Origin of the sequence: Nocardioides thalensis, assembly GCF_013410655.1 — a bacterium.
GTDB lineage: Bacteria > Actinomycetota > Actinomycetes > Propionibacteriales > Nocardioidaceae > Nocardioides > Nocardioides thalensis.
On sequence record NZ_JACCFP010000001.1, the window covers coordinates 471,625 to 493,377 of the forward strand.

The 21,753-nt window shown below is 72.0% G+C and carries 19 protein-coding genes; 14 read left to right on the top strand and 5 right to left on the bottom strand.

Annotated elements, in window-relative coordinates:
• Positions 1-112 precede the first annotated feature (112 nt).
• Entirely contained in the window at positions 113-1,234 is a 1,122-nt protein-coding gene (gene serC, locus HNR19_RS02255; protein ID WP_179666358.1) for a phosphoserine transaminase, read from the bottom strand.
• 112 nt (positions 1,235-1,346) lie between these two features.
• Here serC and HNR19_RS02260 point away from each other — a divergent pair, with 112 nt between their 5' ends.
• Positions 1,347-1,859: a GNAT family N-acetyltransferase gene (locus HNR19_RS02260; protein ID WP_179666359.1), complete on the top strand. Its 513-nt coding sequence runs from the start codon at positions 1,347-1,349 to the stop codon at positions 1,857-1,859.
• Positions 1,860-1,897: 38 nt separating this feature from the next.
• The gene (locus HNR19_RS02265; protein ID WP_179666360.1) at positions 1,898-2,455 is read left to right on the top strand and encodes a VldE C-terminal domain-containing protein; all 558 of its coding nucleotides are present in this window, start codon (positions 1,898-1,900) and stop codon (positions 2,453-2,455) included.
• Positions 2,456-2,490: 35 nt separating this feature from the next.
• On the opposite strand, the gene HNR19_RS02270 is transcribed toward HNR19_RS02265, so the two are convergent.
• Entirely contained in the window at positions 2,491-3,594 is a 1,104-nt protein-coding gene (locus HNR19_RS02270; protein ID WP_179666361.1) for a citrate synthase 2, read from the bottom strand.
• Between the two features lie 61 nt (positions 3,595-3,655).
• On the opposite strand from HNR19_RS02270, the gene pdxH reads away from it, so the two are divergent.
• Both pdxH and HNR19_RS02280 read left to right on the top strand, forming a co-directional pair.
• Positions 3,656-4,309: a pyridoxamine 5'-phosphate oxidase gene (gene pdxH, locus HNR19_RS02275; RefSeq protein ID WP_179666362.1), complete on the top strand. Its 654-nt coding sequence runs from the start codon at positions 3,656-3,658 to the stop codon at positions 4,307-4,309.
• A 42-nt stretch (positions 4,310-4,351) separates the two neighbouring features.
• A complete protein-coding gene (locus tag HNR19_RS02280; protein ID WP_179666363.1) occupies positions 4,352-6,052 on the top strand; it encodes a CocE/NonD family hydrolase in 1,701 nt (566 codons plus the stop codon).
• On the opposite strand, the gene HNR19_RS02285 is transcribed toward HNR19_RS02280, so the two are convergent.
• The gene (locus tag HNR19_RS02285) at positions 6,045-6,938 is read right to left on the bottom strand and encodes a GNAT family N-acetyltransferase (RefSeq protein ID WP_179666364.1); all 894 of its coding nucleotides are present in this window, start codon (positions 6,936-6,938) and stop codon (positions 6,045-6,047) included. The two genes, HNR19_RS02280 and HNR19_RS02285, sit on opposite strands and share 8 nt — an antisense overlap.
• Positions 6,939-6,978: 40 nt before the next feature.
• Positions 6,979-7,926 (bottom strand): serine/threonine-protein kinase, encoded by a 948-nt coding sequence (locus HNR19_RS02290; protein ID WP_179666365.1) that lies wholly within the window; start codon positions 7,924-7,926, stop codon positions 6,979-6,981.
• Between the two features lie 168 nt (positions 7,927-8,094).
• Here HNR19_RS02290 and HNR19_RS02295 point away from each other — a divergent pair, with 168 nt between their 5' ends.
• The 10 genes from HNR19_RS02295 (at position 8,095) to HNR19_RS02340 (ending at position 20,070) form a co-directional block, all read left to right on the top strand.
• Entirely contained in the window at positions 8,095-8,688 is a 594-nt protein-coding gene (locus tag HNR19_RS02295) for a TetR/AcrR family transcriptional regulator (RefSeq protein WP_179666366.1), read from the top strand.
• Positions 8,688-10,424 (top strand): ABC transporter ATP-binding protein, encoded by a 1,737-nt coding sequence (locus HNR19_RS02300; protein ID WP_179666367.1) that lies wholly within the window; start codon positions 8,688-8,690, stop codon positions 10,422-10,424. The genes HNR19_RS02295 and HNR19_RS02300 overlap by 1 nt, the downstream gene beginning before the upstream one ends.
• A complete protein-coding gene (locus HNR19_RS02305; protein WP_179666368.1) occupies positions 10,421-12,421 on the top strand; it encodes an ABC transporter ATP-binding protein in 2,001 nt (666 codons plus the stop codon). The genes HNR19_RS02300 and HNR19_RS02305 overlap by 4 nt, the downstream gene beginning before the upstream one ends.
• A 41-nt stretch (positions 12,422-12,462) precedes the next feature.
• Complete coding sequence (locus HNR19_RS02310; protein WP_179666369.1) at positions 12,463-13,416, top strand: LysR family transcriptional regulator; 954 nt, start codon at positions 12,463-12,465, stop codon at positions 13,414-13,416.
• Between the two features lie 175 nt (positions 13,417-13,591).
• A complete protein-coding gene (locus HNR19_RS02315; RefSeq protein WP_179666370.1) occupies positions 13,592-14,587 on the top strand; it encodes an ABC transporter substrate-binding protein in 996 nt (331 codons plus the stop codon).
• Positions 14,584-15,801 carry a quaternary amine ABC transporter ATP-binding protein gene (locus HNR19_RS02320; RefSeq protein ID WP_343047014.1) on the top strand — a complete coding sequence of 406 codons (1,218 nt, stop codon included), beginning with the start codon at positions 14,584-14,586 and terminating at the stop codon, positions 15,799-15,801. Before HNR19_RS02315 ends, HNR19_RS02320 begins: the two co-directional genes overlap by 4 nt.
• A complete protein-coding gene (locus HNR19_RS02325) occupies positions 15,794-16,711 on the top strand; it encodes an ABC transporter permease (protein WP_179666371.1) in 918 nt (305 codons plus the stop codon). The genes HNR19_RS02320 and HNR19_RS02325 overlap by 8 nt, the downstream gene beginning before the upstream one ends.
• Before the next feature lie 41 nt (positions 16,712-16,752).
• Positions 16,753-17,685 (top strand): TauD/TfdA dioxygenase family protein, encoded by a 933-nt coding sequence (locus tag HNR19_RS02330; RefSeq protein ID WP_343047015.1) that lies wholly within the window; start codon positions 16,753-16,755, stop codon positions 17,683-17,685.
• Positions 17,686-18,019: 334 nt separating this feature from the next.
• Complete coding sequence (locus tag HNR19_RS02335) at positions 18,020-19,615, top strand: MDR family MFS transporter (RefSeq protein ID WP_246303462.1); 1,596 nt, start codon at positions 18,020-18,022, stop codon at positions 19,613-19,615.
• Positions 19,612-20,070, top strand: a complete 459-nt coding sequence (locus HNR19_RS02340) for a MarR family winged helix-turn-helix transcriptional regulator (protein ID WP_179666373.1) — start codon at positions 19,612-19,614, stop codon at positions 20,068-20,070. Before HNR19_RS02335 ends, HNR19_RS02340 begins: the two co-directional genes overlap by 4 nt.
• A gap of 13 nt (positions 20,071-20,083) precedes the next feature.
• On the opposite strand, the gene HNR19_RS02345 is transcribed toward HNR19_RS02340, so the two are convergent.
• Positions 20,084-21,730, bottom strand: coding sequence for a glycoside hydrolase family 13 protein (locus HNR19_RS02345; RefSeq protein ID WP_179666374.1), 1,647 nt, complete (start codon positions 21,728-21,730; stop codon positions 20,084-20,086).
• Positions 21,731-21,753: the final 23 nt, after the last annotated feature.

Sequence of the window (21,753 nt, forward strand, 5' to 3'; positions counted from 1 at the left end):
CCGGTGGCGTCGACGAGGTAAGGCCGTGGACGGCAAGCGGTCCAGAACGACAGCGCGGGCCGTCTCGATGAGAGGCGGCCCGCGCTGCTCGGCACAGTCTGCTGTTGTCGACTCAGCCGTTCTCGACGACGAAGTCGATGCACTTCGTGAGCGCCTCGACGTCGGCCGGGTCGACGGCCGGGTACATCGCGATCCGCAGCTGGTTGCGGCCCAGCTTGCGGTAGGGCTCGGTGTCGACGATGCCGTTGGCGCGCAGCGTCTTCGCGATCGCGGCGGCGTCGATCTCGTCGCTGAAGTCGATCGTGCCGATGACGAGTGAGCGGTGCGACGGGTCCGCGACGTACGGCGTGGTGTAGGACGTGCGCTCGGCCCAGCCGTAGAGGGCGTTCGACGACTCGGTGGTGCGCTCGACCATGCCCTTGATGCCGCCTTGGCTGTTCATCCAGTCCAGCTGCTCGGCCATCAGGAAGAGGGTGGCCACCGACGGGGTGTTGTAGGTCTGGTTCTTCGCGGAGTTGTCGATCGCGGTCGGCAGGTCGAAGAACGCCGGGATGTGGCGGTCGGACGCGGCGATCCGCGCGGCGCGCTCGAGCGCGGCGGGCGACATGATCGCGATCCAGAGGCCGCCGTCGGAGGCGAAGCACTTCTGCGGCGCGAAGTAGTAGGCGTCGACCTGGGCGAGGTCGACCGGCAGGCCGCCGGCGCCCGAGGTCGCGTCGACCATCACCAGCGAGCCCTCGTCGGCGCCCTCGGGCCGCACGACGGGCGCCATCACGGCGGTCGAGGTCTCGTTGTGCGCCCACGCGTAGACGTCGACGCCGGCCTCGCCGACCGCGTCCGGGCGCGAGCCCGGGTCGGACTTGATGACCGACGGAGCCTCCAGCCACGGCGCCTGCTCGGCGGCCTTGGCGAACTTCGACGAGAACTCGCCGAACGACAGGTGCTGCGACTTCTTCTCGATCAGGCCGAACGTCGCGATGTCCCAGAACGCGGTGGCGCCGCCGTTGCCGAGCACGACCTCGTAGCCCTCGGGCAGGTCGAACAGCGCCGCGAGGCCCTCGCGCACGCGGCCCACGGTGTTCTTCACCGGGGCCTGGCGGTGCGAGGTGCCCATCAGCGACGAGCCGGTCGCGGCCAGCGCGTCGAGGTGGCTGGTCTGGATCTTCGACGGACCGGCGCCGAAGCGGCCGTCGGCGGGCTTGAGGTCGGCGGGGATCTGGAGCGCGTCGGTCATGGTTCAACCTTCTCAGAGGAGGGGAACTGAGGCTGACGACGCTGTCAGGGCCTGTGCGATACGGAAACCAGTGTGACAGCCGCGTGACGGCGATGTTGAATCGGCATCAGCCATGGACACCACCCGCACCCCGCTCGCCAGCACGCCCGGGCTCACCCTCTGCCCGGTCCGCTACTCCCACCCCGACGCGGTGGCCCTGGTCGCGCGCGTCCAGGGGGAGTACGTCGAGCGCTACGGCAGCCCCGACGAGTCCCCGATCGAGGAGTCGTACTTCGACCCGCCGAGCGGCCTTTTCCTCGTCGGGTACGTCGACGGCGTGCCGGTCGCCACCGGCGCCTGGAAGCAGTCCCCCGTGCGGGCGCTCGGCGGTGCGTCCGGAGCCGAGATCAAGCGCATGTACGTCGTGCCGGAGCAGCGCGGCCGGGGCCTCTCCCGCGTGGTCCTCGCCGAGCTGGAGCGTACGGCGGCCGCGGCCGGCCACGACCTCCTCGTGCTCGAGACGGGGCTCAAGCAGCCCGAGGCGATCGCGCTCTACGAGTCGTCCGGCTACGTGCCGGTCCCGGCGTTCGGCCACTACTGCGGCAGCGAGCTGTCCCGGACCTTCGGCAAGCGCATCGGCGGCTGAGTCCTCAGGAACCGCGCCCGGCCGCCGATCGGCGGCCCATGCGTCGCCTGCTGCTGATCGTCGCCGTCCCCCTGCTGCTGACGGCGCTCGTCGCCGTGCCCGCCCACGCGCAGCCGGTCGAGGACTACGCCCCCTACCAGCCGGCGACCCGCTGCTCGCCGAAGCCCAAGCCGGGCACGGTGGTGCTCGGGCGCTGGATCGTGCGCCGCTACGGCGGCGACTTCGGGGGCATCTCGCGCCGCCCGTGCAGCAAGGGCAGCACGTCGGAGCACTACGAGGGCCGGGCGTTCGACTGGACGGTCAGCGCGACCAACCGCAAGGACAGGCAGCGGGTCGACCGGTTCCTCCGCGGGCTGTTCGCCGAGGACGAGGCCGGCAACGCCGACGCCCGCGCCCGCCGGATGGGCGTCATGTACGTGATCTGGGACGACCGGATCTACTCTGCCTGGCGCGCGTTCAGCCCCGAGCGCTACAAGAGCTCCGGGTGCAGGCGGATCCGCACCTGCTCGCCGACGCTCCGGCACCGCGACCACGTGCACATCTCGATCACCCGGCGCGCCGCGCGCGGCCGCACGTCCTGGTACGCCGGGCGTTGACCCTTCCGACCTGAGACGAGCTCAGCCAGTCGAGCTCAGCCCGCCCAGGCGGCGTCCCAGCCCTCGACCGAGTCGGCCGGGCGCGAGGCGGGGCCGGCGTAGACCGCCGACGGCCGGATCAGGCGGCCGGTGCGGACCTGCTCGAGGATGTGGGCCGACCAGCCACCGGTGCGGGCACAGGTGAACATCGACGTGAACATGTGGGCCGGCACGTCGGCGAAGTCGAGGACGATGGCCGCCCAGAACTCCACGTTGGTCTCGAGCACGCGGTCGGGGCGGCGGGCGCGCAGCTCCTCGAGCGCGGCCTTCTCCAGCGCCTCGGCGACCTCGTAGCGCGGCGCGCCGAGCTCCTTCGCCGTACGGCGCAGCACCCGCGCGCGGGGGTCCTCGGCGCGGTAGACGCGGTGGCCGAAGCCCATCAGCCGCTCGCCCTTGTCGAGCAGGCCCTTCACGTAGGCGGAGGCGTCGCCGGACTTCTCGACGTCCTCGATCATGCCGAGCACGCGCGACGGGGCGCCGCCGTGGAGCGGGCCGCTCATCGCGCCGATCGCGCCCGACAGCGCGGCGGCGACGTCGGCGCCGGTCGAGGTGATCACGCGGGCGGTGAACGTCGAGGCGTTCATGCCGTGCTCGGCGGCCGACGACCAGTAGGCGTCGATCGCGTGCGCGTGCTTGGGGTCGGCCTCACCGCGCCAGCGGATCAGGAACTTCTCCGCGAGCGTCTTGCCCTCGTCGACCAGCCGCTGCGGGACGACGGGCTGGTGGATGTCGCGGGCGGACTGGCCGGCGTACGCCAGCACCATGACCGCGGCGCGCGCGAGGTCCTCGCGCACCTTCTCGGGGGTGGAGTCGTAGGTGTAGCGGATGCCGAAGGCCGGGGCGAGCATCGCGATCGCGGCCTGGAGGTCGACGCGTACGTCGCCGGTGTGCACCGGCAGCGAGAACGGCTCGGCCGGCGGCAGGCCCGGCGTGTAGCTCCCGTCGATGAGCAGGCCCCAGACGTTCTCGAACGGCACCCGGCCGACGAGGTCCTCGATGTCGACACCGCGGTAGCGAAGGGCCGAGCCTTCCTTGTCCGGCTCCGCGATCTGAGTCTCGAAGGCGACGACGCCCTCCAGTCCGTGGTGAACCTCGGTCATCGCTCGACTCCTTCGTCTCGGTAGATCAGCGGCATTCTGCCCCACGCAATAACTTGGGGGCATGGCTGACCCCCGCGAACCCGATCTGGCGGCGCTGCGCAGGGAGTACGGCGTCGCGGGGCTCGCGGCCGGCGACGCCGCCGACGACCCGCTCGTGCAGTGGCGCCAGTGGTACGCCGACGCCGAGCATGCGCAGCTGCACGAGCCGAACGCGATGATCGTGGCGACCGTGTCGCCCGACGGGCAGCCGTCGGCGCGCACCGTCCTCCTCAAGGGGCTCACCGAGGCCGGCTTCGCGTTCTTCACCAACACCGCCTCGCGCAAGGGCGAGGACCTCGCGGCCGAGCCACGGTGCGCGCTGCTCTTCCCGTGGCACCCGCTGGAGCGGCAGGTGCGGGTCGAGGGCGTCGCGACCCGGCTCCCGGACGCCGAGGTCGCCGCCTACTTCGCCACCCGTCCGCGCGGCAGCCAGCTCGGCGCCTGGGCCTCGCCGCAGTCGAGGGTGGTCACCGGACGCGACGAGCTGACGGCGTCGTACGCCGCGGCGGAGGAGCGGTTCGAGGGCAGCGAGATCCCCGTGCCCCCGACCTGGGGTGGCTACCGGGTGCGCCCGGAGACCGTGGAGTTCTGGCAGGGCCGGCCGGGCCGGATGCACGACCGGGTGCGCTACCGCCGTGACGGCGACGGCTGGCTGAAAGAGACGCTGGCGCCCTAGCGGGGATCGCCTAGGGTGAGGCCTGCTCCCAGGAGGTCTCCCATGTCCGGACGACGCATCTTCGTCGGCGCCCTCGCCGCCGGCCTGACTGTGGCGGTACTGGCCCTGGTCGCCCCGCCGTCGGCGCGTGCGGACGACCCGGCACCGGTGGTCCACGACGGATTCACCACCTCCGACGGCGTCACCCTGCGCACGACCCTGACCAGCCCGGGCCCGGTCGTCGCCCGGCCGACGGTCGTCGAGTTCTCGCCGTACGGCAACGGCAGCGAGTCGTTCTCGTTCGGGCCCGACTACAACTACCTGCTCGTGCAGATCCGCGGCACCGGCTCCAGCACGGGATCGTTCGACGCGCTCGGCCCGCGCACGCAGCGCGACGTCGTCGAGGTGCTCGAGTGGGCCTGCACGCAGCCGTTCAGCGACGGGCGGCTGGCGGTCGCCGGGTTCTCGGCGAGCGCGATCATGCTCTTCAACTCCTGGCACCAGCACCTGCCGTGCGTCGAGGCGGCGGTGACCCGGTCGGGCACGCACGAGCTCTACCGCGACCTGCTCGTGCCCGGCGGCGTTCAGAACCTGCTGCCCGGCGCCGGCGTGCTCGCGCTGATCGGCGCGCCGCTGCTGCTCCAGGGCGGCGACCGGGTGACCGATCCCGGGTCCGCTGTCGACGCGCTCGCAGGCATGTTCACGACCGGCGTCAACGCCGGCCTGGCGCACCCCTCGCTCGACGCCTGGTGGCAGGAGCGCGGATGGCGCGGCGACGCCAACGACATCCCGGTGCTGCTCGTCAACGGGTTCTTCGACGTCGAGTCGCGGGGCGCGTTCGAGGCCTACCGGGCGCTGCGGGAGGACGGCGCCCACCTGCTCATGGCGGGCGGCCACGACGGCACGCCGGCCGGCACCGACGGCGGTGCCGCCGAGGCACGGGCGTGGCTCGACCACCACGTGCGCGGCGTCGACAACGGCGTCGACGAGCACCCGCGGGTGCAGCTGCTGATGTCCCGCGGCGACCGGGCCGGCTACCTCGCGGGCGACGTCGTACGCCGCGCCGGTGCCGACTGGCCGCTGCCCGGCACCGAGTGGGTGCCGCTGCACCTCGGGCCGAGGTCGCTCACGACCGAGCCAGCCGCGGCGCGGACGCAGTCCTACCTTACGGTGCCGTCGATCCCCACGATGACCGACGTCCCGAACGCGGCGATCGTCGGCAGCGCCGGCCTCGACGGGCTCACCGGTGCGCTGCCGCTGCTGTCGCAGGAGAACCTCGCCGGCCTCACCGGGCTGACGTTCACCACGCCCCCGCTCGTGCAGGGCGTCGACCTCGCGGGCCCGTTGTCGCTGGAGCTCCCGCTGTCGACGACCACCCCCGGCAGCGCGATCTGGGCGGTGCTGTCCGACGTCGCGCCCGACGGCAGGTCGCATCCGCTGACCGTGGGCCGGCTGTCGACGTCGTACCCCGGGATCGTCGCCGAGCGGTCGCTGGTCGACGGCTCGGGCGCAGTCGTCCAGCCGTACGGCGACTACGCGCGCCCGTCGCCCGCCCGGCCGCTGCAGTGGCGCGACTACCGGGTCGAGCTCTGGCCGGTGGGCAACCGGTTCGAGGCCGGCCACCGGATCCGGCTCACGCTCGTGGGCTCCTCGCTCGCCTCGCCGCTCACCCTGCCGGCGCTGCACTCGGTCCGCCTGGGTGGCGCCGACGGCGCCCGGCTCCTGGCGCCGGTGCTGCCGGGCGGCGCGCTGCAGTTCAGGTGAGCTGCTTGCGCACCCGGTAGATCCCGCCCTTGACGCGATAGCCGAGTGCGGCGTTGACGTGCCGGATCCCGGCGTTGCGCTCCTCGTTCATCGTGGAGCTGATCACGGCGCCGCGGTCGGCCGCCAGGCGGTGCGCGTACTGCTTCAGTGCGAACGCGAGGTTCCGTCCCCGGAACGACTGCCCGACGCCGGTGTAGTGGATGTGGAGCGCCCGGTCGTCGGGGTTGATGTCGCCGATGATGACCGCAGCCGGCGCGCCGTCGACGCGGGCGAGCACAGCGATGTCGCTGCCGTCTCCCTTCGCGAAGAGCCGGAAGTGCTCGAGCCGGCTGATGATGCCGGACTCCACGGCCTCGGGGTTGGTCTGGCTGTCGACCACCATGGCGTCGACCGCGTCCTCGTCGGCGAACTCCAGGGACGACACGTCCTCGTAGGTGACGCCGTCGATCGCGAGCGGCTCGGGCAGGTCGACGAGCGGGAGCTCGGACTCGATGCCGTGCTGGAAGGGCTCGAACCCGTGGGCCCGCGCGATCGCGAGGGACTCCTCGTCGGCGTCGTCGATCCAGGAGACGAGCCGGGTGACGCCCTCGGGCAGCAGGGTCAGCAGCGCGTCGTACAGCGCGCTGCCGACGCCGGAGTGCGCTGCCTCGCGGGCGACGACGACGTGGATGAACGCCGTGTCGGTGGGCGCCGACGGGCCGCGGCTGATGCGCGCGAACCCGACGAGCCCGCCGTCGCGGTGCGCCGTCCGCAGGTGGAAGTAGGGCATGGCGGCGGCGTTGACGAAGATCCACTCCGCGGCCGCGCGCGGCTCGCGGGGGATGCGCGCGAGCTCGAGGTCGACGAGGTGGTCGTACGGCGAGGCGTCGGCGGCGCGGATCTCCATCCCGTGATTGTCGCGGCGCCCCGGCGTCGCGGCCACCGGATTAGCAGTCGAAGCGGAACGGCGCCCACGCCCGCTCGCCGCCGGGATGGATGGTGACCGAGGCGGCGCCCTTGAGCTTCACGTCGCCGGCGACCGTGATCTGCGCGACCGCGCGGGCCACGGTCTGCCCCTCGTCGACGTGCACCACGCGCTCGTGCAGCCGGTTGCCGCCGGGCAGCCAGAACACCAGGCGCAGGGTGCCCGCGGACCCGTCGGTCACGACCTCGGTGTCGAGCTGCACCGTGGCCTGCGGGCAGTGCGTCGTCGGCGGGGTCACGGTCAGCGAGGCGGACTCGACCGCGACGGACGCGGAGGCGGCTCCCTCCGCGCTCGTGACGGGCAGCAGGCCGAGCATCCAGGCCCCGGTGCCCGCCGATGCCGGCACGGCCAGCATGCACAGCGCCGCCACGTAGGGACCCAGGCGCCGCAGGAAGCCGCGCCGGTAGGTCGGCTCCTCCACCTCCTCGATGGTGGGCCGGGTCATCGGGTGAGCCACGACGACGGGGGCGGGAGTGCCTCCCTCCGCCGCCACGGTCTCGCCCTCAGCCTCGGCCTCGGCCTCGGGCACCGCGGGCGCGCCCTGCCACGCCGCGCCCGGCACCGCCTCGAGCGCTGCGACCAGGCCCCGCGGGAACCGCCGGCACTGGGGCCGCGGGTTCAGGCCGCTGAGCACCGCCTGCTGCGCCGCCTCCGGGAGACCCGGCGTCCGCCCCATCAGGCAGAGCGCGTCGGCGTGGTCGATGGGGCGGGTGCCCGTGAGCAGCTCGCACGCCAGCACGGCGAACGCGTAGGCGTCGTCGCGGCGGGTGGCCCTGGTCGCCGGGTCGTCGCCCTCCCACGCGGCGCACAGCCGCTCGGCCACGTCGCGGAGCTCGTCGAGGGCGACCGCGGCCGGCAGTGGGCCCGCGAGGGGCCGTGCTCCGTATGTCGTGATGTCGAGACTGCGCATCGGTTCCCTCTCGCGCCTTCCCTCCCCACCGAAAAGGCTAGGTCCGCCCGCGGGGCCGCGCAGCAGATTGCGAACATCTCCGCGGACCGCGGGGGGTAGGCACCCCGGCGGTCGCGCGCTGCCCACAATCCGTTTGTGAGTGAGCGCTCACTCACTTATGATCGACGCATGGCACCGAGAGCAGCGGCGATGTCGCCGGAGGAGCGGCGCGCGGCCCTGATGGAGGCAACCCTGCCCCTGCTCTACGAGCACGGGCGCAACGTGACGACGCGCCTCATCGCCGAGGCGGCCGGTGTCGCCGAGGGCACGATCTTCCGCGTGTTCAGCTCCAAGGACGAGCTAGTCGACGCCGTGGTGGCGAAGGTGTTCGAGCCGGGTCGCCTGGTCGAGGACATCGCCGCGATCGACCGCGACCTCCCGCTGCGCGACATCGCACTCGTGCTGGTGCGCCTCATGCAGGAGCGGATGACCGGTGGGATCCTGCTGATCCGCAAGCTCGGCCTCGACGGCCCTCCCGAGATCCCGGGCGACCCGGGCCGGGCGCGGGCGATGCAGCGGCTGGTGGATGCCTCGGTCGACCTCTTCGAGCCGTTCCGGGACGACCTGCGGATCCCGGCGGCCGACGTGGTGCTGCTGCTCCGGCTGCTGACGTTCTCGGGCAGCCACCCGAAGTTCACCGGCGGCGGCGTGCTCACCCCCGACCTGATCGTCGACACCGTGCTGTACGGCGCCGTCCGCCGCGACGACGAGGAGTCCCCCTGATGCTGGTCAAGCTCCTGCGTGAGCACCTCGCGCCCTACCGGTCCTGGCTGACGACGATCGTCGTGCTGCAGTTCCTGGCGACCGTCGCGATGCTCTACCTGCCGAGCCTCAACGCCGACATCATCGACAAGGGCGTCGCCCGCGGCGACAACGGCTACGTCGTGAGGGTCGGCGCCGTGATGCTCGGCGTCGCTCTCGTGCAGGCCGCGTGCTCGATGGCGTCGGCCTGGTTCGGCGGCCGGGCAGCGATGGCGTTCGGCCGCGACGTGCGCAAGGCGCTGTTCGCCCGGGTCGGCTCGTTCTCCGCGCGCGAGGTGTCGCACTTCGGCGCTCCGTCGCTGATCACCCGCGCCACCAACGACGTGCAGCAGGTGCAGATGCTGGCGATGATGACCTGCCTGATGGCGGTGACCATCCCGATCATGATGGTCGGCGGTGTCGTGATGGCGATGCGCGAGGACCTCGGCCTGTCCTGGATCGTCGTCGCGGTCGTGCCCGTGCTCTTCGTCTGCATCGGCATCGTCGTCTCCCAGATGGTGCCGGCGTTCCGCACCGTGCAGCAGCGGCTCGACGACGTGAACCGGATCCTCCGGGAGCAGATCACCGGCATCCGGGTGGTCCGCGCGTTCGTGCGCGAGCCGCACGAGACCCGGCGCTTCGCCCGCGCCAACGACGACCTGACCGAGGTGTCGCTGCGCGCGGGCCGCTGGATGGCGGCGATGTTCCCGCTCGTGATGGGCGTCGCCAACGTCGCGAGCGTCGGCGTGATCTGGTTCGGCGGGCACCGCGTCGACAACGGCCAGATGGAGGTCGGCGCGCTCACGGCGTTCCTCGCCTACCTGATGCAGATCCTGATGTCGGTGATGATGGGGACGTTCATGCTGATGATGGTGCCGCGGGCAGCCGTCAGCGCCGACCGCATCTCCGAGGTGCTCGCCACCGACTCGACGGTCGTGCCGCCCGCACGCCCCGTCACGTCGGTGGACGTCGCCGGCCACCTCGATCTCGAGGCCGTCGGGCTCACCTATCCGGGCGCCGAGGCGCCGGTGCTGACTGACGTCTCGTTCTCCGCCCGGCCCGGTCAGACGATCGCGGTCATCGGCTCCACCGGCGCCGGCAAGACGACCCTGGTCAACCTGGTGCCGCGGCTGCTCGACGCTACCGAGGGCGTGGTGCGGGTCGACGGCGTCGACGTCCGCGACCTCGCCCCCGAGCTGCTCTGGTCGCGCATCGGCCTGGTGCCGCAGCGGGCGTTCCTCTTCTCCGGCACCATCGCGACGAACCTGCGCTACGGCCGGCCCGACGCCACCGACGACGAGCTCTGGGAGGCGCTCGAAATCGCCCAGGCCGCCGACTTCGTGCGGGAGATGCCGCAGCAGCTCGACGCGCCCGTCGCCCAGGGTGGTACGACGGTCTCGGGCGGCCAGCGCCAGCGGCTCGCCATCGCGCGCGCACTGGTCCGGCGGCCCGAGGTCTACCTGTTCGACGACGCGTTCTCGGCGCTCGACGTCGCGACCGACGCCAGGCTGCGGGCCGCGCTCGAGCCGGTCACCCGGGAGGCGACCGTCGTGATCGTCGCCCAGCGGATCGCGACGATCCGCGACGCCGACCTGATCCTCGTGCTCGAGGACGGCCGGGTCGTCGGTCGCGGCACCCACGAGGAGCTGCTCCGCGACAACGAGACCTACCAGGAGATCGCGGCCTCGCAGGGCCTCGGCGAGGAGGTGGTGGCATGAGCGAGCAGACGAGTGACCGGAAGGGAACCCTGAAGACCACCGAGCGCATCGTCCAGGGCCCCGGCCCCGGTCGCGGCCCGATGGGCGGCGGCATGGTCGGTCAGAAGGCCGACGACTTCGGCACCTCGGCCCGCCGGCTGCTCGGCATGCTGCGCCCGGCTCGCGGGCGTGCGGTCGCCGTACTCCTGCTCGGCATCGGCAGCGTCGCCTCCGTCGCCGTCGGGCCGTGGCTGCTCGGCAAGGCGACCGACCTGGTCTTCAACGGGTTCATCGGCGGCCGGCTGTCCGCGGGCACGACCAAGGACGAGGTGGTGGCCGCGGCCGAGGCGCGCGGCGACGAGCAGTACGCCGACTTCCTCAGTGGGCTCGACATCGTGCCGGGCCAGGGCGTCGACTTCGACGCCGTCGGCCAGGTCCTCATGCTGACCCTCGCGATCTACATCGGCGGTCAGCTCCTCGGCTGGCTCCAGGGCTGGCTCGTCAACGACATCGTCCAGGACACCGTCCGCCGGATGCGGACCGACGTGGAGGAGAAGATCCACCGGCTGCCGCTGGCCTACTTCGACCGCCAGCCGCGCGGCGAGCTGCTCAGCCGAGCGACCAACGACATCGACAACGTCGCGCAGAACCTCCAGCAGACGATGAGCCAGCTGCTCACGTCGCTGCTGATGGTGGTCGGCGTGCTCGGCATGATGTTCTGGGTCTCGCCGCTGCTGGCGGTGATCGCGCTGGTCTCCGTGCCGCTCGCGATGTTCACGACCGGCCGGATCATGAAGCGCTCGCAGAAGCAGTTCATCAGCCAGTGGCGCCAGACCGGCCGGCTCAACGCGCAGATCGAGGAGTCGATCTCCGGCCACGCGCTGGTGACCGTGTTCGGCCGCCGGGGCGCGGTCGAGGCCGAGTTCGACGAGGCCAACGAGGAGCTCTACGAGTCGTCGTACCGGGCGCAGTTCATCAGCGGCCTGGTCATGCCGATGATGATGCTGATCGGCAACCTCAACTACGTCGTCATCGCGGTGGTCGGCGGTCTCCGCGTCACCAGCGGCGCCATCACCCTCGGCGAGGTCCAGGCGTTCATCCAGTACACGCGGATGTTCACCCAGCCGATCACCCAGATCGCCTCCATGGCCAACCTGCTGCAGTCCGGCGTCGCCTCCGCCGAGCGGGTCTTCGAGCTGCTCGACGCCGAGGAGGAGGTGCCCTCGGTGGTCGAGGGGTCTCGTGACGGCGCCGCGGCGCCTCCTCGACCACCAGCGGTCCACGGCGGTGAGGTCCGCTTCGAGCACGTCTCCTTCTCGTACGGCGACGAGCCGCTGATCGAGGACCTCTCGCTCGTCGCCCGCCCCGGTCGCACGGTCGCGATCGTCGGGCCGACGGGCGCCGGCAAGACGACACTGGTCAACCTGATCATGCGCTACTACGAGCTCCGCGACGGCCGGATCACCCTCGACGGCGTGGACATCACCGAGATGCCGCGCGCCGAGCTCCGTGGGCGGATCGGGATGGTGCTCCAGGACACCTGGCTGTTCGAGGGCACGATCCGCGACAACATCGCCTACGGCCGGCCCGAGGCGACGGAGGAGGAGCTGCTCGCGGCCGCGCGGGCGACGTACGTCGACCGGTTCGTCCACTCGCTGCCCGACGGCTACGACACCCGGGTCGACGACGAGGGCTCCAACCTCTCGGCCGGCGAGCGGCAGCTGATCACGATCGCTCGCGCCTTCCTGGCGCAGCCCGACCTGCTGATCCTCGACGAGGCGACGTCGTCGGTCGACACCCGCACCGAGCTGCTGCTCCAGCAGGCGATGGCGGCGCTGCGCACCGACCGCACCTCGTTCGTGATCGCGCACCGGCTCTCGACCATCCGCGACGCCGACCTGATCCTGGTGATGGAGCACGGCCGGATCGTCGAGCAGGGCTCGCACGACGAGCTGCTCGCAGCCGGTGGGGCGTTCGCGCGGCTGAACGCGGCCCAGTTCGCGGCGGCCGAGGCCTGACGTCCGTCAAAGTCGACTAACCTCGGTCACATAATCGGGATATGTCGACGGTGGCCGCCGGGCGCCACCGCCCGGTTGCAGGGGTGCAGGTGGAGAGGCGTCAGCTCGAGGTCTTCCTCACCATCGCCGACGCGGGCAGCTTCACGCGAGCGGCGGCGCGACTGCGGGTGGCCCAGCCGTCGCTGTCGTATGCCGTCCGCCAGCTGGAGAAGGAGCTCGGGGTCGAGCTGTTCGAGCGACTCGGGCGGGGAGTCCGGCTGACTCCCGCCGGTGAGGCCCTCCGGGGGCCCGCGGCGCGCACGGTCCGCTCCTTCGAGCTCGCCGCGGGAGCCGTCCGATCCCTGGGCGGTGAGGGCTACGGCGAGCTGCGCTTCCTCGCCAGCACGCTGTGGGCCGTGGCGCCGCTCGCGCCGATCATCGGGGCGTTCCGTCGGGTGCTCCCCGGCGTCCAGGTGGTCGTCATCGATCCGCGACACCGAGCCGACGTGCTCGACCAGCTGCGCGCCGGCAGTGCCCACTTCGGCCTGGTCGACGGCCCGCCGCCGACCGGGCCGTTCGAGAGCCACTTCCTCGTCGAGCACGAGCTGGTCGCGGTCCTCCCGCCCGGCACGGAGTACGACGCCGCGGCCATCGGCATCGAGGAGCTCGCCGACCGCGGCCTGATCGCCACGCCGGGAGGCACGGCGCTCCGCGAGCTGCTCTCGCGGCGGCTCGAGGAGGTCGGCCGCGCCGGCGACGTGGCGATCGAGACCGACCACGTCGCCGCCGTCGTACCGCTCGTCCTCGCCGGGGGTGGCGTGGCGCTGTTGCCGTCGGGGATGGCGCGGGCAGCGGTCGCCGAGGGTGCCGTGGCGGTTCAGCTGGCTCCACCCTCCCGCGCGCGCACCTGGCTGGTCTGGCGGGCGGGCGATCTCGACCCGGTCGCGGCGCAGTTCGTCGCGATCGCCCAGGAGCTCCATCCCGCGGACGGCAGCACCGCGACCACGCCGGCTTAGGGCGGGGCCGCGCCATAGAGAGCGTCTATCGGACCGGTCAACAACTCGTCTCGCTGGGGACGGGCGCCGCCTTGAAACCGTGAGTCGTTAATCTCTACTGTCTTAATCGAGTATTGATCGATTCGACCGAACCGCCGCTGGCGCCCTTCGCGCGCGGCGACCCGAGGAGCCGTCCATGAACGCCATTCCCTCCGCCCGTCGACCCGTCCGCCTGCGCGGGGCGCGGCTCGCCGCCTGCGCCCTCGCCACCGCGCTCGTCACCACGGGCTGTGCCAGCAGCGAGGGCGACGACGACGGCTTCGCCGCCGACTCCGCCGGCGGTGGAACGGACTCGGTGGTGCTCGCCGAGCAGCCCTGGGTCGACCTGCAGGTCGAGAACGAGATCGCCGTCCAGATCCTCACCGAGGCCGGCTACGACGCGTCCATCAAGAAGAACCTCTCCGTCGAGACCGCGGCCGCGGCGCTGACCAGCAGTGAGATCGACGCCTATCTTGGCAACTGGTGGCCCTCGCAGGAGCCGACGTTCGGTGAGGCCATCGACAGCGGCGACGTCGAGGTGGTGTCGACGATCGTCACGGGCACCGAGTTCGCCCCGGCGGTGCCGGGGGACATCGCCGAGGAGCTCGGGATCAGCTCGCTGGCGGACCTCGACGAGCACGCGGACGCGTTCGGCCACAAGATCTACGGCATCGAGGCGGGCACGCCCGGCAACGAGACGATCCAGAAGGCGATCGACGCGGATGCCTACGGGCTCGGCGACTGGGAGCTGGTGGCGAGCGGCACGCCCGCGATGCTCGCGCAGGTCGAGAAGTCGCACCAGGCCGGCGACCCGGTGGTCTTCCTCGCGTGGAGCCCGCACTGGATGACCGTCGAGTTCGACACCGTCTTCCTCGAGGATCCCGAGGGCGTCTGGGGCGGCGCGGGCGAGATCCGCACGATCACCCGCGCCGGTTTCGCCGACGACAACCCGGAGATCGCCGAGTTCCTCGGCAACCTCGAGTTCACGACCGACGAAGCCGGCGAGTTCTACTACGCCCACGACAAGGAGGGCGAGTCGGTCGCCGACATCGCGGCGGCCTGGATCGAGGCCAACCCGGACCGGGTTGCCGAGTTCCTCGACGGCGTGGAGACCCCCGACGGCGCCGCCGCGGCCGAGGCGGTGGCGCCGTGACCGCCGCTCACCGCGCCGACGGACCGGCCATCGTCGGGCGCGACCTCGCGAAGGTCTACGGCCTCAACGCGCGTACGGCGGCCCGGGTGCTCGCCAGCGAGGACCCCGCCGCAGCGGCCGCGGCCGCGCGGGGCCACCTCGGCGCCCACGACGTGAGCTTCAGCGTCGACCGCGGCGAGATGTTCGTCGTCATGGGTCTGTCCGGATCGGGCAAGTCGACCGTGCTGCGGATGATCAACCTGCTCAACCGGCCCACCGCGGGCCGGCTCCTGATCGACGGCGAGGACGCCACCCAGGTCTCGCCGGCGCGCCTGCGCGCTCTCCGGAACGAGAAGATCGGCATGGTCTTCCAGCACTTCTCGCTGTTCCCACACCGCACGATCCGTGACAACGCCGCCTACGGCCTGAAGGTCCGCGGCGTGGCGAAGGCCGAGCGCCGCGAGCGCGCGGACGTCGCGTTGGCCAGGGTCGGGCTGGAAGGTCGCGGGGACCGGTTCCCGCACGAGCTCTCCGGCGGCATGCGGCAACGCGTGGGCCTCGCCCGCGCCCTGGCGGTCGATCCGCCGATCCTGCTGATGGACGAGCCGTTCTCGGCGCTCGACCCCCTGATCCGCCGGGACATGCAGGACCTGCTGGTGGACCTCCAGGCCGCCGACCGGCGCACGATCGTTTTCGTCACGCACGACCTCAACGAGGCCATGCGCATCGGCGACCGGGTGATGGTCATGCGCGACGGCCGCGTCGTGCAGGTCGCCCCCGGTCCGGAGATCGTGGCCCACCCGGCCGACGACTACGTCAGCGAGTTCGTCTCCGACGTCGATCGTGCGCGGGTCCTGTCGGCGACCGACCTGCTCCGGCCCGCTCGCCTGGTGCTGCGTCACGACGACCGGCCGGCGGACGCGCTCCTCCGGCTGGGCCAGAACGAGGTCACCGGCGCGTTCGTCGTCGACGACCACCAGCGCCTGCTCGGCGTCGCCACCGCTGACCGGCTCGCCGAGGTCGGCCGCCGCGGCGACGCGGCGGCGCGGGACGCCGTCGGCGCCGACTACCGCACCGTCGCGGCGGGCGCCGTCGTCGGCGACTTCATGCACCTCGCCGGCCGGCACGTCGTACCCCTCACCGTCGTGGACGACGACGGCCGCCTCGTCGGTGTCGTGCCGCGGGCCGTGATCCTCTCCGCCCTCTCGAGCTCCCGGGAGGTGGCCCATGCCTGACCTGCGCATCGGTGAGCGCGGCGAGGACGTGATCGACTTCCTCAGCGACCACCTCGGCGGCTTCTTCGACGCGGTCAAGGAGCTGCTCAACCTGCTGCTCCGCACCGTCTACGACCTGCTGACCGTGCTCACGCCCACGGCGATGATCGTCGTGCTCGGTGTCCTCGCCCTGCTCGCCACCCGCCGGCTCGTGCTGACGCTGCTGCTGACGGCGGGCCTGCTCCTCATCGAGTCCATGGACCTGTGGCAGGAGACGATGCAGTCGATGACATCGGTCGTCGTCGCGACGGCGATCGCGCTCCTGGTCGGCATCCCGCTCGGCATCTGGAGCGCGTTCAGCCCGACGGTCCGCGCCGTCGTCCGGCCGGTGCTCGACCTGATGCAGACGCTGCCGGTCTTCGTCTACCTGCTGCCCACGATCCTCTTCTTCGGGGTAGGGGACGCTCCCGGCCTGGTCGCGACGATCGTCTTCTCCGTGCCGCCCGCGGTCCGGCTCACCCAGCTCGGCATCAACCAGGTCGACGCCGAGACGGTCGAGGCCGCCCAGGCGTTCGGGGCGTCCCGCTGGGAGGTGCTGACCGAGGTGCAGCTGCCGCTCGCACGCGCCTCGATCATGGCCGGCGTCAACCAGGTCATCATGCTGGCGCTCTCGATGGTGGTCGTGGCCGGGCTCGTCGGCGGGGCCGGCCTGGGCGGCGTCGTCGTCAACGCCGTGCAGGGCCTGCAGATCGGCGCCTCGATCGAGGGCGGCCTGTCGGTCGTCGTGATCGCGATCTACCTCGACCGGGTCTCCGGAGCGCTCGGGGGACAGGGCCGGGGCAACCCGTCCTGGTGGCCCCATGCGCGACGGCGCCCTGCCAGCAGCGCCCTCCCCGAGCCTGCCGACACCCCTCAGCCCGTCGCGGCATGAACGCCGCGACCGACAACGGACCGACAACGAAAGAGTGCACCGTGAACCTCGTCAGCTTCCCTTCGTCCCCGTCCACCGTGGCCGTCCGCCAGCTCGGCGGCCGGATCGGCGCGGAGATCTCCGGCGTCCGGCTCGGTGGTGACCTCGACCGCGAGGCCGTCGCCGCGATCCGCGAGGCGCTGCTTCGCCACAAGGTGGTGTTCTTCCGCGGCCAGGACCACGTCGACGACGACCTGCACGCCGACTTCGCCGAGCTGTTCGGCGACCTGACGACCGCCCACCCCACCGTCAACACCGGCAGCGCACGGGTGCTGCGGGTCACCGCCAACCGGGGCATGGCCGCCAACAGCTGGCACACCGACGTGTCGTTCGTCGACCGGGTCCCGGCGATCAGCGTGCTGCGCGCGGTCGCGCTGCCGGCGTACGGCGGCAACACCGTGTGGGCGAACACGGCAGCCGCCTACGAGGCGCTGCCCGAGCCCCTGCGGGCTATCGTCGACCGGCTGTGGGCGGTGCACACGAACTCCTACGACTACGCCCAGCGCGACGAGGAGAACGAGGAGCCCGACGCCAACTACACCCGGGCGGACTTCACCGCGCAGCTGTTCGAGACCCGGCACCCGGTGGTGCACGTCCACCCCGAGACAGGGGAGCGGGCCCTTCTCCTCGGCAACTTCGTCAAGCAGTTCGAGGGGTTCAACCACTCCGAGTCCAGCACGCTCTTCAACCTGCTGCAGACGCGGATCAGCCGCCTCGAGAACACCATCCGGTGGACCTGGGCGCCGGGCGACGTGGCGATGTGGGACAACCGCGCGACCCAGCACTACGCGGTCGCCGACTTCGACCACGAGTTCCGGGAGATGCGCCGGATCACCGTCCAGGGGGAAGTCCCGGTCTCGATCGACGGCGAGGCGGGCCGGATGATCAGCGGGGACGCGCGGGCCTACACCCGCATCGACGAGCTGATCTCCTGATCGGGGCGGCACGATAAATCCCGTTGTGCGGGTTGGTCCTGCGACCTACTGTTGCCGCACACGGGAAAGGAGGTGGTCCGAGGAATGATTTCTTCAAGGACGCGTGAGGTGGCTGCTCGCTAGCAGCCCCCCGATTCGGACGGGGTGCCGGCAATTCCCGGCAGCCACCCGACCCGCAGGCGCAACCGGGCTCGTCCCCCGGCCGTGGTCGCTCGACCACGCCTGCGGGTCGCTCCATTTTTGGCGCGCGCCCGGGTCGGGCCGCGGAAAGTTGTGGTCGGCAACCTTCCGGCGTATGGTTGACAACGTCAACCAAACTTCCGGAGGTAAGAAGATGGCGACCGTCGAGGCCGACGGCCAGATGACCCACCGCGAGGTGCTCGAGGCCCTGACCGGGCTGCTCCTCGCGATGTTCGTCGCGATGCTCTCGAGCACCGTCGTGAGCAACGCGCTGCCCGCGATCGTGACCGACCTGCACGGCAGCCAGACGGGCTACACGTGGGTCGTCGTCGCCACGCTGCTCACGATGACGGCCACCACGCCGATCTGGGGCAAGCTCGCCGACCTGTTCAGCAAGAAGCTGCTGGTCCAGGCCGCGCTGGTCATCTACTCGGCCGGGTCGCTCGTCGCGGCGTTCGCGCCCGACATGGGCACGCTCATCGCCGCTCGCGCCTTCCAGGGCCTCGGTGTCGGCGGTCTCACCGCGCTCGTGCAGGTCGTGATCGCGTCGATGGTCCCGCCCCGCGAGCGGGGGCGCTACAGCGGCTACATCGGCGCGGTCTTCGCCGCTGCGACCGTGAGCGGTCCGCTGCTCGGCGGTCTCATCGTCGACAGCCCGCTCGGCTGGCGCGGCTGCTTCTTCGTCGGCCTGCCGATCGCCGCGCTCGCGTTCGTGGTGCTCCAGAAGACGCTGCACCTGCCGACGATCAAGCGCGCGGTCTCCATCGACTACGCCGGCGCCACCCTGATCATGGCCGGCATCAGCGGCCTGCTGGTGTGGGTGTCGCTGGCGGGCACGAGCTTCGCGTGGGTCTCGCCGACCTCGGTGGCCATCGTGGTCGCGAGCCTGGTGACGATCGCGATCGCGATCTGGGTCGAGGCGCGGGTCGCGGTCGAGCCGGTGGTCCCGCTCCGCCTGTTCCGCGACCGTACGACGGCGCTGGCCACGGCCGCGTCGGTGATGATCGGCGTCTCGATGTTCGGCGCGACGGTCTACCTGAGCCAGTACTTCCAGCTCGCACGCGGGATGACGCCGACCCGCGCCGGCCTGATGTCGATCGCCATGGTCGGTGGCCTGCTCGTCTCGAGCATCGTGACCGGCCGGATCATCTCCCGCACCGGCTATTGGAAGAAGTGGCTGGTGGGCGGGATGGTCCTCGTCATCGTGGGACTCGCCCTGCTGGGCACGATCGACGCCGCCACGCCGCTGGCCGCGGTGGGCGGTTACATGCTCGTGGTCGGTCTCGGCCTCGGCGCCACCATGCAGAACCTGGTGCTCGCCGTGCAGAACAACGTCGCGCAGGCCGACCTCGGCGCGGCCAGCTCGGTCGTGGCCATGTTCCGCTCGATCGGCGGCTCGATCGGCGTCTCGGCGCTCGGGGCCGTGCTCGCGCACCAGGTGACCGGCGCGTTCAAGGACGGCCTCGCCGGGCTCGTCGCCAGCGGCCAGGTGTCGCGCGAGGAGCTCGCCGCGTTGCGGCACTCCACCGGCAGCATCCCCGACCTCGATGCGTTGTCGCCCGCCCTGCGCGGCCTGTACGAGGGCGCCTTCGGACACGCGACGGGCCACATCTTCCTGATCGCCGTACCGTTTGCCCTGCTCGCGCTCGCCTGCGTGCTGCTGATCAAGGAGGTCCCGTTGCGCACCACCCTCGACGTCGAAGACACGATGCACGACGCTGCCGAGACCGCGACCGGGGCGTCGGCATGACCGTGTCCGGCTCGACGACCGGCCAGGGCGCGGCGTTGCAGCACCTCGAGCAGGAGCTGGGCGTCCTGATCCGTCGGGCTCGCCGGGTCATCCGGCAGCGTGCGCACGCGGTGCACCCCGACCTCCAGCCCGCGGCCTACCTGATGCTCGCCTACATCCGCGACAACGGCCCGCTGCGGGCGTCGACGATGTGCGAGGTCTTCGACATCGACAAGGGCGCGGTCAGCCGCCAGGTGCAGCACCTGCTCGACCTCGGCCTGGTCGAGCGCGCCGCCGACCCGGACGACGGCCGCGCGACGCTCGTGTCCATCAGCGACGACGGCGTCCGCCGGCTCGGCGAGGTCACGACGCAGCGGCGCGCCTGGCTCGCCGACCGGCTCGGCGACTGGTCGGCCGACGAGCTCGAGGGATTCGCCGCGACGCTCGGCCGCTACAACGAGGCGCTCGGCGGCTGAGCCACGCCTCGGCTCAGCGCAGCCAGACCGACGTGTCCGGCGGCAGCACCGTGCCGCCCTTCCCGAGCGGGCCGCTGCTCATCAGCACCTCGCCAGCCGGCAGCGGCACCGGCTCCGCACCCGCGTTGAGCAGCGCGGTGAGCCCGCCGCGGCGTACGACCAGCAGGTCGCCGTCGACCTCTGCCGTGGTCTCCTCGTCGAGGCCGCGCACCCACTCGCTCCGCGCCGCGAGGGCGCGGCGGTAGAACGCGAGCGTCGAGTCCTCGCTGGCGAGCTGTGCCTCGACGGTGAGCGGCGCCCAGTCGTCAGGCTGCGGGATCCACGGCTGGCCACCGCCCGGACCGAAGCCGTAGGGCGGCCGCGCGCCGCTCCACGGCATCGGCACCCGGCAGCCGTCGCGCCCGGGCTTGCCGGTGCGGAACCACGACGGGTCGGTGCGCGCCTCGGGCGGCACGTCGACCTGCTCCAGGCCGAGCTCCTCGCCCTGGTAGACGTACGCCGAGCCGGGGAGCGCGAGCATCACCAGGGTCGCGGCGCGGCCGCGCGCCACCCCGACCTCGCCGCCGCCGTACCGGGTGGTGTGGCGGATGACGTCGTGGTTGGACATCACCCAGGTCGGGGCCGCATCGGTCTTCTCGAGCGCCTCGAGCGAGCTGGTGATGACCTCGGCGAAGTCGTCGGCGGCCCAGTCGGCGCCGAGCCAGGCGAAGTTGAAGGTCTGGTGCAGCTCGTCGGGGCGCACGAACATCGCCATCGACTCCGCGGTCTGGGTCCAGGCCTCCGCGACGGCCATCCGCTCGCCGTCGTAGGAGTCCAGCACCTTGCGCCAGCGACGGTAGACCTCGTGCACCTCGGGCTGGTCCCACATCGGCTCGTCGGCGAGGACCCGTTCGACCATCGATCGCTCGGCCTCCTCGGACCGGGCGGCCGGCGCCGCCTGCTCCTCCGGGCGCGGGATCGTGTGCGGCTCCGGCTCGTCGGCGGTCTCGGGGCGCACCTGGTCGCGGAGGCTCTCCTCCTTGTACATGCCGTGGGCGACGTCGACCCGGAAGCCGTCGACCCCGCGGTCGAGCCAGAACCGCAGCACGCCCTCGAACATGTCGCCGACCTCGGGGTTGCGCCAGTCGAGGTCGGGCTGGGTGGAGTCGAACAGGTGGAGGTACCACCAGCCGTCGTCGAGCCGGGTCCATGCGGGCCCGCCGAAGACCGAGAGCCAGTTGTTGGGCGGCTGGCTGCCGTCGGGGCCGGTGCCCTCGCGGAAGAGGTAACGGGCGCGCTCGGGCGCGCCCGGTCCGGCCGCGACGGCCGCCCGGAACCACGGGTGGTCGCTCGAGGTGTGGTTGGGGACCAGGTCGACGATGACGCGCAGGCCGAGGTCGTGCGCCGTACGCATCAGCTCGTCGGCGTCGGCGAGCGACCCGAACAGCGGGTCGACGTCGCAGTAGTCCGACACGTCGTAGCCGTGGTCGCGCTGCGGCGAGGTGTAGAACGGCGTGATCCACAGGGCGTCGACGCCGAGATCGCGCAGGTAGGGGAGCCGTGAGGTGATGCCCGGGAGGTCGCCGACCCCGTCACCATCGGCGTCGGCGAAGCTGCGGACGTAGACCTGGTAGACGACTGCGTCGCGCCACCACGGTGCGCGCTCCTGCGGTTGGCTCATGGGCACCAGCCTCTCACCGGCGT

Excerpts from the sequence above, each read along its gene's own strand:
- serC (WP_179666358.1), bottom strand. The coding sequence starts at position 1,234 with ATGACCGACGCGCTCCAGATCCCCGCCGACCTCAAGCCCGCCGACGGC.
- HNR19_RS02260 (WP_179666359.1), top strand. The coding sequence starts at position 1,347 with ATGGACACCACCCGCACCCCGCTCGCCAGCACGCCCGGGCTCACCCTC.
- HNR19_RS02265 (WP_179666360.1), top strand. The coding sequence starts at position 1,898 with ATGCGTCGCCTGCTGCTGATCGTCGCCGTCCCCCTGCTGCTGACGGCG.
- HNR19_RS02270 (WP_179666361.1), bottom strand. The coding sequence starts at position 3,594 with ATGACCGAGGTTCACCACGGACTGGAGGGCGTCGTCGCCTTCGAGACT.
- pdxH (WP_179666362.1), top strand. The coding sequence starts at position 3,656 with ATGGCTGACCCCCGCGAACCCGATCTGGCGGCGCTGCGCAGGGAGTAC.
- HNR19_RS02280 (WP_179666363.1), top strand. The coding sequence starts at position 4,352 with ATGTCCGGACGACGCATCTTCGTCGGCGCCCTCGCCGCCGGCCTGACT.
- HNR19_RS02285 (WP_179666364.1), bottom strand. The coding sequence starts at position 6,938 with ATGGAGATCCGCGCCGCCGACGCCTCGCCGTACGACCACCTCGTCGAC.
- HNR19_RS02290 (WP_179666365.1), bottom strand. The coding sequence starts at position 7,926 with ATGCGCAGTCTCGACATCACGACATACGGAGCACGGCCCCTCGCGGGC.
- HNR19_RS02295 (WP_179666366.1), top strand. The coding sequence starts at position 8,095 with ATGGCACCGAGAGCAGCGGCGATGTCGCCGGAGGAGCGGCGCGCGGCC.
- HNR19_RS02300 (WP_179666367.1), top strand. The coding sequence starts at position 8,688 with ATGCTGGTCAAGCTCCTGCGTGAGCACCTCGCGCCCTACCGGTCCTGG.
- HNR19_RS02305 (WP_179666368.1), top strand. The coding sequence starts at position 10,421 with ATGAGCGAGCAGACGAGTGACCGGAAGGGAACCCTGAAGACCACCGAG.
- HNR19_RS02310 (WP_179666369.1), top strand. The coding sequence starts at position 12,463 with ATGTCGACGGTGGCCGCCGGGCGCCACCGCCCGGTTGCAGGGGTGCAG.
- HNR19_RS02315 (WP_179666370.1), top strand. The coding sequence starts at position 13,592 with ATGAACGCCATTCCCTCCGCCCGTCGACCCGTCCGCCTGCGCGGGGCG.
- HNR19_RS02325 (WP_179666371.1), top strand. The coding sequence starts at position 15,794 with ATGCCTGACCTGCGCATCGGTGAGCGCGGCGAGGACGTGATCGACTTC.
- HNR19_RS02335 (WP_246303462.1), top strand. The coding sequence starts at position 18,020 with ATGGCGACCGTCGAGGCCGACGGCCAGATGACCCACCGCGAGGTGCTC.
- HNR19_RS02340 (WP_179666373.1), top strand. The coding sequence starts at position 19,612 with ATGACCGTGTCCGGCTCGACGACCGGCCAGGGCGCGGCGTTGCAGCAC.
- HNR19_RS02345 (WP_179666374.1), bottom strand. The coding sequence starts at position 21,730 with ATGAGCCAACCGCAGGAGCGCGCACCGTGGTGGCGCGACGCAGTCGTC.